This window comes from Micromonospora sp. NPDC007271 (genome assembly GCF_040634005.1).
Lineage (GTDB): Bacteria > Actinomycetota > Actinomycetes > Mycobacteriales > Micromonosporaceae > Micromonospora.
The window spans coordinates 1-9,916 of the sequence record NZ_JBEYER010000162.1; the positions used below are offsets into that span (position 1 = coordinate 1).

At 74.1% G+C, this 9,916-nt stretch carries 9 protein-coding genes; 6 read left to right on the top strand and 3 right to left on the bottom strand.

Annotated elements, in window-relative coordinates; all coding sequences use genetic code 11:
* Positions 1 to 12: 12 nt before the first annotated feature.
* Complete coding sequence (locus ABZ570_RS32530) at positions 13 to 549, bottom strand: hypothetical protein (protein ID WP_358071784.1); 537 nt, start codon at positions 547 to 549, stop codon at positions 13 to 15.
* Positions 550 to 776: 227 nt separating this feature from the next.
* On the opposite strand from ABZ570_RS32530, the gene ABZ570_RS32535 reads away from it, so the two are divergent.
* The gene (locus tag ABZ570_RS32535) at positions 777 to 1,751 is read left to right on the top strand and encodes a LysR family transcriptional regulator (RefSeq protein ID WP_358071786.1); all 975 of its coding nucleotides are present in this window, start codon (positions 777 to 779) and stop codon (positions 1,749 to 1,751) included.
* Positions 1,752 to 1,821: 70 nt separating this feature from the next.
* Here the strand turns inward: ABZ570_RS32535 and ABZ570_RS32540 are convergent, their stop codons facing one another.
* The gene (locus ABZ570_RS32540) at positions 1,822 to 3,270 is read right to left on the bottom strand and encodes an NYN domain-containing protein (protein ID WP_358071787.1); all 1,449 of its coding nucleotides are present in this window, start codon (positions 3,268 to 3,270) and stop codon (positions 1,822 to 1,824) included.
* Positions 3,271 to 3,397: 127 nt separating this feature from the next.
* On the opposite strand from ABZ570_RS32540, the gene ABZ570_RS32545 reads away from it, so the two are divergent.
* The 5 genes from ABZ570_RS32545 to ABZ570_RS32565 all read left to right on the top strand — a co-directional run bounded on the left by ABZ570_RS32545 (position 3,398) and on the right by ABZ570_RS32565 (position 8,924).
* Entirely contained in the window at positions 3,398 to 5,155 is a 1,758-nt protein-coding gene (locus ABZ570_RS32545) for a DEDD exonuclease domain-containing protein (RefSeq protein WP_358071788.1), read from the top strand.
* 127 nt (positions 5,156 to 5,282) lie between these two features.
* Positions 5,283 to 7,073: a RelA/SpoT family protein gene (locus tag ABZ570_RS32550; protein WP_358071793.1), complete on the top strand. Its 1,791-nt coding sequence runs from the start codon at positions 5,283 to 5,285 to the stop codon at positions 7,071 to 7,073.
* A gap of 49 nt (positions 7,074 to 7,122) precedes the next feature.
* A complete protein-coding gene (locus ABZ570_RS32555) occupies positions 7,123 to 7,656 on the top strand; it encodes an NUDIX domain-containing protein (protein ID WP_358071790.1) in 534 nt (177 codons plus the stop codon).
* Positions 7,657 to 7,742: 86 nt separating this feature from the next.
* On the top strand, positions 7,743 to 8,600 hold the full coding sequence (locus ABZ570_RS32560) for a sugar phosphate nucleotidyltransferase (RefSeq protein ID WP_358071795.1): 858 nt from the start codon (positions 7,743 to 7,745) through the stop codon (positions 8,598 to 8,600).
* 36 nt (positions 8,601 to 8,636) lie between these two features.
* Complete coding sequence (locus tag ABZ570_RS32565; protein WP_089005951.1) at positions 8,637 to 8,924, top strand: Lrp/AsnC ligand binding domain-containing protein; 288 nt, start codon at positions 8,637 to 8,639, stop codon at positions 8,922 to 8,924.
* 62 nt (positions 8,925 to 8,986) lie between these two features.
* Here the strand turns inward: ABZ570_RS32565 and ABZ570_RS32570 are convergent, their stop codons facing one another.
* The gene (locus ABZ570_RS32570; protein ID WP_358071792.1) at positions 8,987 to 9,682 is read right to left on the bottom strand and encodes a DUF4142 domain-containing protein; all 696 of its coding nucleotides are present in this window, start codon (positions 9,680 to 9,682) and stop codon (positions 8,987 to 8,989) included.
* Between the last annotated feature and the right edge of the window lie 234 nt (positions 9,683 to 9,916).

Below are 9,916 nucleotides of genomic sequence, written 5' to 3' on the forward strand. Positions count from 1 at the left end.
GCTCGGGGACGGTCAGGCGCACTCGCGCGTGCAACCCGTAGAGCAGGCCGCCGACGCGATCGAGATCGACTCGACCGCCGTCTTGCGGTTCATCGACCGCGGCATGCCCATCGCCTCCAGCGCGTCGTTGACGCTGTCCACGTACGCCGTCAGGCTCGGCGTGGCGTTGTAGTAGGTGCCGGTCGTGGTCTGGGTGGACGCGCACGACGTGTCGGTGATCCCGCACGCCATCGTGTAGTGCGTGGCGCTGTTCCACTGGGTCGACTTGCCCTGCACGTACAGGTGAGTGTTCACCCGGCACGCCGCGAACAGGTACGGGCTGGTGACCCTGGTGGTGAACGTCGCGGTGTCGGTGCCGGGCCAGTAGGTCACCGTCGCCTCCGCCTCACAGCCGCCGTTGAAGGTGTTCGAGTACTTCGTGACCGTGTACACGTCCTTCGTCCCGGCCGCCGCCGGCGTGGCGCCGACGGCCACCACACCGAGGGAGGCGGCCAGCATGGTGAAGGCGGTCGCGACCGCCCGGATGGTGCGGGCCGGTGCTGCGTTCATGGGAACCCCTTTCGTGCCGGCCTGGTGGTCGCGGCCGGCCGTCGTTCGTCGCCGATGTGACAGGCGGCGGTGAACCCGGTGAGGTTCCGGGTGCCGCCGTCGTCGATTCTTCGGCCGGGCCGGAAGGGCTGTCCAAGACGCGACACCGATGGGCCATAGGACGCGCCTATAAGTGGTGGTAGATCTTCTGATCGTCGATGCCCGAGGGTCGGGCAGGGGGGATCGTCATGGTGGAACTTCGTCAACTCCGGTACTTCCTCGCCGTCGCCGAGGAGCGTTCCTTCTCCCGCGCCGCCGCGCTGCTGCATGTCAGTCAGCCGACGCTGAGCCAGCAGATCCGCGCCGTGGAGCGTTTGGTGGGCGCGCCGTTGTTCCACCGGGAGCCGACCGGCGTCCGGCTCACCGAGGCCGGATTCGCGCTGCTCGAGCCGGCCCAGCGGGCCGTGGTCGAGGTCGCCGACGGCGTACGGGCGGCCCGGGAGAGCATCGGCACCGGCGGCGGCATGCTCCGCGTCGGCTTCAGCGCCGGCGGGGTGGGCGACCTCATCGCGTCGATCCTGCCCGCCTGGCAGCGGGCCGCCCCCGAGGTACGGCTGGTGCTGCGCGAACTGACCGTCGGCGGGCTGTACACCGCCCTGCTCGAGGACCGGATCGACGTGGCCCTCACCCGGCTGCCGCTGGACCCCGAACGGCACGACTGGACGGTGTTGTTCGCCGAGCCCCGGGTCCTCGGGCTGAACGCGCGGCATCCCCTGGCCGACGCCGGGGCGGCGGTGTCGCTGGCGGACGTGCTCACGCAGCCCATGCCCCGGATCGAGGACGTGCCGACGATCCGCGACTACTGGTTACTCAACCACCACCGCGACGGCTGCCCGCCGCAGCAGCGCGGGGTGGCGGTCACCTCGCCGGCGGAGATGGCGTACCTGATCCTCCAGGACCCGTCGGTGGTGGCCGTGGGTCCCCGCACGGCACGCGGGCTCTCGCCCCTGGCGGAGCTGCGCTTCGTGGAACTGGCCGGGGTCGACCCGGTGCCCTTTGTCGCGGCCGCCCGACGACACGACCGCCGTGCCGCCGTCCTCGCCTTCCGTCAGGTCGCGGCGGCGGTCGCGCGCCGACTGCACAGCATGTCTGAGCCGGCCGCTGGCAGACCGGACCGGGTGGCCGGCGCCGGGGCGAGTCGCGCGACCGAGTGCCGGCGATGACCGCACCGCTTCGCCCCAGACCCGATCAACCCCGGCGGCCGGGCCCGGCCCGGCCCCGGCGGCCGCGAAATCAGGAGCGGGACAGCCGCCGCAGCAGCGAGTCGGCCCCCAGCGGGTACGCGCCGTGCCGGCGTACCCCGTCGGCGACCTCGCGGTCGGAGGAGACCACCACCACCGGCCGGCCCGGGGGCTCTGCGCGGACCAGCCGGCGGATCAGTTCGTCCGCGGTCTCCCCCTTCCGGGAGAAGAGCACCCGCACCCCGCGCGGCGTGGGCGGCAGCCCGTGGATCCGCTCGGCACCGTCGAAGACCACCGTGACCTCGTCGCCGGTCTGCGCGGCGATCCCGCCCAGCCCGCTGATCAGCCGCTTGCGCTGCTGCTCCAGCGACATCTCGCCGAAGCCGCGCTTGGTCACGTTGTAGCCGTCCACCACCAGGTGCGCCTTGGGCAGCGCGAGCAGCTGGTCCAGCCGGGCCGGGTCGTCGGTGTCCCGGGCGCGGGCGGCCGCGCCGGCAGGGGTGGCCGCCGACTGGTCGGCGAAGGCGTCGGCGATGAAGTCGGCGGGCAGCTTCTCCACCGGGTCGAGCGCCAGCTCGCGGCGCAGCCCGACCGCCGCCTGGCCGATGGTCTCCAGCAGCAGCCAGAGCTTCGCGTCGTCGACCGAACGGGCCTCCTTGGCGGCGGCCCGGGCCACCCCCGCGGCGGACTCCGCCTCGGCCAGCCGGGCCCGGACCCGGCGCAGCTCGGCGTCCGTGTCGGCCGCCGCCCGCGCGGCCCGGCCCCGCTCGGTGGCCAGCAGTTCGGTGGCCTTGCGCTCCCGGGCCTGGGTCTCCCGCAGGGTACGGCCCAGCTGCCGGGCCTCCTCGCGGAGCTGCCCCAGCTCCTCCCGCACCCGGGCGAGCTCGTCGCGCAGCTTCTCCGCCTCGACCCGGGCCACCGCCCGGTCGTGCTCGGCCCGGGTGGCCCGCTGCTCGGCCTCCCGGACCAGCTCGGCCACCACCGCGCTGTCCGCCTCGGCGCGCACCGCGGCGCCGCTGGCCTCGATCAGCTCCCGCCAGCCCCGCGGCCGGGCCAGGTACGCCAGGGCGGCCACCTCGACCGGGTCGGCGGCGGCCGGGGCCGTCCCCTCCACGACCGCCGTGCCGAGGTCGCCGGCGTCGGCGAGCACCCGCGCGGTGACCCGCTGCCGGAACAGCGGGTCGGCGGTGAGCTGGGCGGCGATGGCCGGCGCACCCAGCCGGGCGCGCCGGTTGGGGGCGAACTTGGCGACCCGGCGCAGCGGGACGGGCACCTCGTCGGCGGGCAGACCGGGCAGCACGGCGGCGGTGAGCGCCACGATCCGCTGCCGGACCGGCTCGGGCAGGACCGGCTCGGGCTCGGGCGCCACCGACCCGCCGACGTCGGTCGGCGCGGTGCCGGCACCCGGGCCCGGCTCCGGCAGGGTCTCACCGGCGTCGTGCACGGCGGCGACCGGCTCCTCCTCGGGGAGGTGGTCGTCGTACGGCTCGGTGAGGGGCATGTGGCAAGTCTCCCACCGCGGACGGGCTCACCGCCCGGTGAGTGAGCCGATCTCTCATCCTAAGCCCGTGGTAACGATTGGGGCCGGTGGGACGGGAGTGTCGGACCCGGCCGTTAACGTGCCGCGGGTGACCCGAGCGGAATACGTCCAGGAGGCGCTGGCCGGCCTGGACCCGGCGGCGGCCACGGGGGTCGACCCCGCGCTGCCGCTCTACGCGACCACCTTCGTGGTGGTCGACCTGGAGACCACCGGCGGCGCGCCGGACGGCGGCGGGATCACCGAGATCGGCGCGGTGAAGGTGCGCGGCGGCGAGCAGCTGGGGGTGCTCGCCACCCTGGTCAACCCGGGCGAGCCGATCCCGCCGTTCATCACCGTGCTGACCGGCATCACCCAGGCCATGCTGATCCCCGCGCCGCCGATCGAGCAGGTGCTGCCGAGCTTCCTGGAGTTCATCTCCGACGCCGTGCTGGTCGCCCACAACGCCCCGTACGACGTGGGCTTCCTCAAGGCCGCCTGCGCGAAGCACGGCTACCGCTGGCCCAACCCGCGGGTGCTGGACACCGCGGCGCTGGCCCGCCGGGTGCTCACCCGCGACGAGGTGCCCAACCGCAAGCTGGGCACCCTCGCGGCCTACTTCCGCACCGCCACCCAGCCGACCCACCGCGCGCTGGACGACGCCAAGGCCACCGTCGACGTGCTGCACGGGCTGATCGGCCGGCTCGGCGGGCACCGGGTCGACACCATCGGCGAGGCGATCGAGTTCGCCAAGGCGGTCACCCCCACCCAGCGCCGCAAGCGGCACCTGGCCGACGGCCTGCCGAAGGTGCCCGGGGTCTACATCTTCCGGGCCGCCGACGACCGGCCGCTCTACGTCGGCACCTCCGGCGACATCGCGACCCGGGTCCGCAGCTACTTCACCGCCGGCGAGAAGCGGGCCCGGATCTCCGAGATGCTGGCCGCCGCCGAGCGGGTCGAGGCCGTCGAGTGCGCCCACTCGCTGGAGGCGGAGGTCCGCGAGCTGCGGCTGATCGCCGCGCACGCGCCGCCGTACAACCGCCGCTCGAAGTATCCGGAGCGCCAGGTCTGGCTGAAGCTCACCGACGAGGCGTACCCGCGGCTGTCGATCGTGCGCGACCTCGCCCCCACCGACACCGCCTACCTCGGCCCGTTCCGCTCCAAGCAGGCCGCCGAGCTGGCCGCCGCCGGTTTCCACGACGCGGTGCCGCTGCGCCAGTGCACGCACCGGCTCTCCCGGCGCACCACCATGCCGGCCTGCGCGCTGGCCGAGCTGGGTCGCTGCCCGGCGCCCTGCGAGCACCGGATCGCCCCGGAGGAGTACGACCACCGCGCCGCCGCCCCGTTCCGTACCGCCACCACGGACGACCCGCAGGTGGTGGTGGACGCCCTGCTGGCCCGGATCGAGGTGCTCTCCCACGCCCAGCGCTACGAGGAGGCCGCGGTGGTGCGGACCCGGCTCGCCGCGGTGCTGCGCGCGGCGGTCCGGATGCAGCGCCTGGTCGCGTTGACCCGGATCACCGAGCTGGCCGCCGCCCGCCCGCACGCCCGCGGTGGCTGGGAGCTGGCCCTGGTCCGGCACGGCCGGCTGGCCGGTGCCGGCGTCTCCCCGCCGGGCGTCCATCCGCGACCGACGCTGAACGCCATCCGGGCCACCGCCGAGACCGTGCTGCCCGGCCACGGCCCGGTGCCGGCGGCCTCCGCCGAGGAGACCGAACGCATCCTGTCCTGGTTGGAGCGCCCGGAGACCCGGCTGCTGGAGACCTCCTCCGGCTGGGCGTCGCCGACCACCGGCGCGGGTCGGTTCCGCGCCCTGCTGACCAAGGCGGAGAGCGGCGCGTCCCACCAACTCTCGACCGAACGCTCATGACCAAGTGTCCGATCGGACTACGTCGACTCCTTTAGTCTGTTAAGAGAGTGCAGTCCTGCCCGTTTCGCGGGCCTGCTCCCGGTCGCCGGGCACGGCGGCCCGGGGCCGGGGTGAGGAGGTGTCCCAGGTGGACGTCGACGCCGGACACGGCGCCGCCCTGGGCGGCTCCCTTCCGACCCAACCTGGCGAGCTGCCGCTGACCCGCCGGCTCCGCTCCCTGCTCACCTGGCCCACCACCGACAACGACCCGGTCAGCGCGCTGGTCCGCGCCCACCGCGGCAGCCACGCCAACGCCGACGCCTCGGTGCTCCGGCGGGCCTACACCATCGCCGAGAACATGCACCGCGGCCAGTTCCGCAAGAGCGGCGAGCCGTACATCACCCATCCCCTCGCGGTCGCCCAGATCTGCGCCGACCTCGGCATGGACACCACCACCCTGGTCGCCGCGCTGCTGCACGACACCGTGGAGGACACCCGCTACACCCTCCAGGCGTTGCAGGAGGACTTCGGCCGCGAGGTGGCCCACCTGGTCGACGGGGTGACCAAGTTCGACAAGGCGTTCTACGGCAAGGCCGCCGAGGCCGAGACCGTCCGCAAGATGATCGTCGCGGCCGGCAAGGACGTCCGGGTGCTGATCATCAAGCTGGCCGACCGGCTGCACAACATGCGCACCCTCGGCGTACGCTCCGCCGCCTCGCGCGAGCGCATCGCGCGCAAGACCGAGGAGGTGCTCGTCCCGCTCTGCGACCGGCTGGGCATCCAGACCCTCAAACGCGAACTGGACGACGTGGTGCTGCTGCACCTGCACCCCGAGGAGCACGCCCGGATCGCCCGGCACGTGCACGACCGGCCGGGCTGGGACGCGTACCTCGCCGAGGTGGTGGCGAAGACGAAGGTCGCGCTGCGCCGCGGCCGGGTCGACGCCGACGTCTCCCCCCGCCCCCGGCACCTCTACTCGATCTGGAAGGACACCGTGGCCGGCGGCCACACGGCCCCGTTCGACCTGCCCCGCATCGCGATCGTGGTGGACGGCTCGCCCACCGACTGCTACGCCGCTCTCGGCGCGGTGCACGGGTTGTGGCGGCCGGTGCCGGGCCGCTTCAAGGATTTCATCGCCTCCCCGAAGAACAACCTCTACCGGTCCCTGCACACCAGCGTCTGCGGCCCGCAGGACCGCACGGTGGAGGTGCTCATCCGCACCGAGGAGATGCACCGGTCCGCCGAGTACGGCATCGCCGCCCACTACCGCTTCCCCCGCACCGCCGGGCGCGCCGCCGACCGGGCGGACGAGCTGGCCTGGCTGCGCCGGGTGCTCGACTGGGAGCAGGAGACCGTCGACCCGACCCAGTTCATGGAGTCGCTGCGCTGCGATTTGGCGGAGGCGCAGATCCAGGTGGTGGCCGACGGTCGGCAGATTGTCCTCCCCGCCGGCGCGACCCCGGTCGACCTCGCGTACGAGCTGGGCACCGAGCGGGGCGACCACTGCCTCGCCGCGCGGATCAACGGCCGGCTGGCCCCGCTCTCCTCCGAACTGGAGGAGGGCGACGTGGTGGAGATCTTCACCGAGAGCGACGCGGAGAGCGGCTACGAGGCCGACGTCGCGCCGCGCGGGCCGCGCCGGGAGTGGCTGGGCTTCGTCAAGTCGCCGCACGCCCAGATGCAGATCAACCGGTGGTTCGCCGAGCACACCGAGCCGGGCATCTCGATCGCCGACAAGGTACGCCTGGGCCGGGCCACCATCGGCCTCGCGCTGCGCAAGCACAACCGGGGCCTGGCCAGCGACCTGCCGCTGCTGCGGCTCTCCGAGGAGCTGGGCTACCCGGATCTGGAGACCCTGCTGGTGGCGGTCTTCGACCGGGCCGTCGAGCCGGACACCGTGGTCCAGCAACTGATCGACCTCGTCGACCATCGACCGTAGGTGAAAAGGCGCTCGTACGGCGGGGCGGCGTGGCCGTTAGCCTGAAGGCATGATCCCCCGCGCACGTGCCACCGGACGGGCCCTCGGCTACCAGCTCTTCTACCGTCTGCCCGTCCCGCTGCGGCGCCGGCTGGTCCGCCTGGCCGTGCCGAAGTACATCGTCGGCGCGGTCACCCTGGTGCGGGACGTCGAGGGCGAGGGACGGATCCTGCTGCTGCGCCAGCCACCCGGCTACAGCTGGACCCTGCCGGCCGGGCTGCTGCAACGCGGCGAGGCGCCGGTGGTCGGCGCGGCGCGCGAGCTGTACGAGGAGTCGGGCATCCGGCTCTCCCCCGACCGGCTCCGCCCGGCCGTGCCCAACGCCGTGGTGCACGCCAAGGGCTGGGTGGACGTGGTCTTCGAGACCGAGGTGCCGGCCTCGACCACCGAGCTGGCCGTGGACGGCGCCGAGGTCCTCGAGGCCGCCTGGCACCCGCTGGACGACCTGCCCCGGCTGAGCCGGGCCACCGCCAACCTGCTCGGTCACTACGGCATCGGGCCGCGTGCCGGCGAGGTCCCGCCGGTCACGCCACCGGCCGCGTGAGCGGCCCGGGGCCGCGTCCCGGCCCCACCCGCCCGGACGGGTCGGCCGGGGCGGCCGGCCGGCGGGCGGCGGTGGACGTCTGTGCGGTGGTGCTCGCCGCCGGCGAGGGCACCCGGCTGCGCCCGCTCACCGAGCGGGTGCCCAAGGCGCTCTGCCCGGTCGGCAACGTGCCGCTGCTGGACCGGGCCCTCGGCCGGCTGGCCGGGCTCGGCCTGGCCGGCCCGGAGCACGTCGCCGTGAACGCCTGCTACCTGGGCGATCAGGTGGTCGCGCACGTGGGCGGGCGGGCCCACCTGTCGGTCGAGTCCGGCGACCCGCTCGGCACCGCGGGCGGGGTGGGCAACCTGCGGGACTGGATCGCCGGCCGGGGCGTGCTGGTCGGCAACGCCGACGCGTACCTGGCCGATCCGGACGCCCCGCCGGGACCGGACGTCGCGGCGCTGCTGGACGGCTGGGACGGCCGCAGCGTACGCCTGCTCGGCCAGCCCGCCGACGACCCGGCGGCCCCCGGTACCTTCAGCGGCCACCGGTTCGTCGGGTTCTCGCTGCTGCCCTGGCGGCTGGTCCGGGAGCTGCCGGCGACCTTCGGCGACCTGGTCCGGGCGGTGTGGCGGCCGGCGGAGGCGGCCGGCGCGCTGGAGGTGGTGGCCTACCGGGGGACCTTCTACGACACCGGCACCCCGGCCGACTACCTGGCGGCCAACCTGCACGCGGCCGGCGGCGGCAGCCTCGTGGCCCCGTCCGCCACGGTCACCGGCCGGGTGCACCGGGTGGTGATCGGTCCCGGGGCGACCGTCGGGGGTGAGGTCAGCCGCACGGTGGTCTGGCCCGGCGCCACGGTCGGGCCGCAGGAACGGCTCACCGACGCGATCCGCGCCGGGGACGACCTGACCGTCCCGGCCGGATCCCCGAGCCGGGGACGGGCTGACCGGCCCAGCCCTTAGCATGGGCGACGACGCCGACGAACGGAGAAATGTCCCGTGATCACCGCGATCGTGCTGATCGACTGCGCCACCGATTCCATCCCCGAGGTGGCCGAGACCCTGGCCAACCTGCCCGGCGTGAGCGAGGTCTACTCGGTGGCCGGTCACGTCGACCTGATCGCCATGGTCCGGGTCCGCGAGTTCGATCAGATCGCCCAGGTCATCGCCGGCAGCATCTCCAAGGTGCCCGGGGTGATCAACACCGAGTCGCACATCGCGTTCCGGGCGTACTCGCAGCACGACCTGGAGGAGGCGTTCGCCATCGGCCTGGCCAACGCCGACTGACCGTACGCGTGGCGGCCGGCCACCCCGGGCGGGGATGGACCGGCCACCATCGGTTCGTACGGTCAGCTCTGGCTCGGCGCCGGGGTCTCCTCCGTGGTACCCGGAGCCGGCGTCTCGGTGGTGCCCGGAGCCGGGGACTCGGTGCCACCCGGAGCCGGGGACTCGGTGCCGCCCGGAGCCGGCGTGCTGGTGCCACCCGGGCTGGGCGTACCGCTGGCGCTGGCCTGCGGGACCGGGATGCCCAGGGTCTGGGCCAGCGACGTCAACGCGTCGAGGTGCGCCTGGAGCACCGGCAGCGCGTCCTGGGCCAGCGTGATCACCGACTGCTCGGAGCCCTGCGAGATCTCGGTCTGAGTGGCCTGGATCGCCTGGACGTGGCCCGCCAGCTCGGCGGTCACCCACGCCTTGTCGAACTCCGCCCCGCTGAGGCTGTTCAGGTGGTTGATGACGTTCTGCTGGTCCGAGGTGGGCTGAGACGGCAGCTGGACGTTGAGCTGCTGGGCGGTCGTCTTCACCGCGTCGTCCAGCTGGGTGTGGTCCGTCACGAACTGCTTGCCCAGTTCCTTGACCTGGGCGTTCTGGCCCTTCTGCTGGGCCATGTTGCCCGTGGTGATCTCGGCCAGGTTGACCTGGTGCAGCGCCTGCAGGTACTGGGTGTCCTGCGTCGACGGCTGCGCCGCGGCCTGCGCCGCCGCGGCGGGCGCCACCCCGACCACCACCATGGCGGCCAGGAGCCCGAGGCGTTTGATACCCAACATCTTTCCCCCCCTTGTCCGTTGGACCGCACGGATACCCGGCTGACCGGGGTTATTCCTGCGAATCCGCCCGTCCGGGTCAGGGGGTGGCGGGGCAGCGGAGCGGAAGCACGGGGCACGCGCTGGGCGGGACGGGACGGACGGCGCGGAAACGGGCCGTGGCGCCCGCCGGATCCCCGGCGGCAGCAGCGCGGCCATCCAGGTCTGGGCGATGAACAGCAATCCGGCCACACCCAA

Coding starts and splice junctions, on each gene's coding strand:
- ABZ570_RS32530 (WP_358071784.1), bottom strand. CDS start 549: ATGAACGCAGCACCGGCCCGCACCATCCGGGCGGTCGCGACCGCCTTC.
- ABZ570_RS32535 (WP_358071786.1), top strand. CDS start 777: ATGGTGGAACTTCGTCAACTCCGGTACTTCCTCGCCGTCGCCGAGGAG.
- ABZ570_RS32540 (WP_358071787.1), bottom strand. CDS start 3,270: ATGCCCCTCACCGAGCCGTACGACGACCACCTCCCCGAGGAGGAGCCG.
- ABZ570_RS32555 (WP_358071790.1), top strand. CDS start 7,123: ATGATCCCCCGCGCACGTGCCACCGGACGGGCCCTCGGCTACCAGCTC.
- ABZ570_RS32570 (WP_358071792.1), bottom strand. CDS start 9,682: ATGTTGGGTATCAAACGCCTCGGGCTCCTGGCCGCCATGGTGGTGGTC.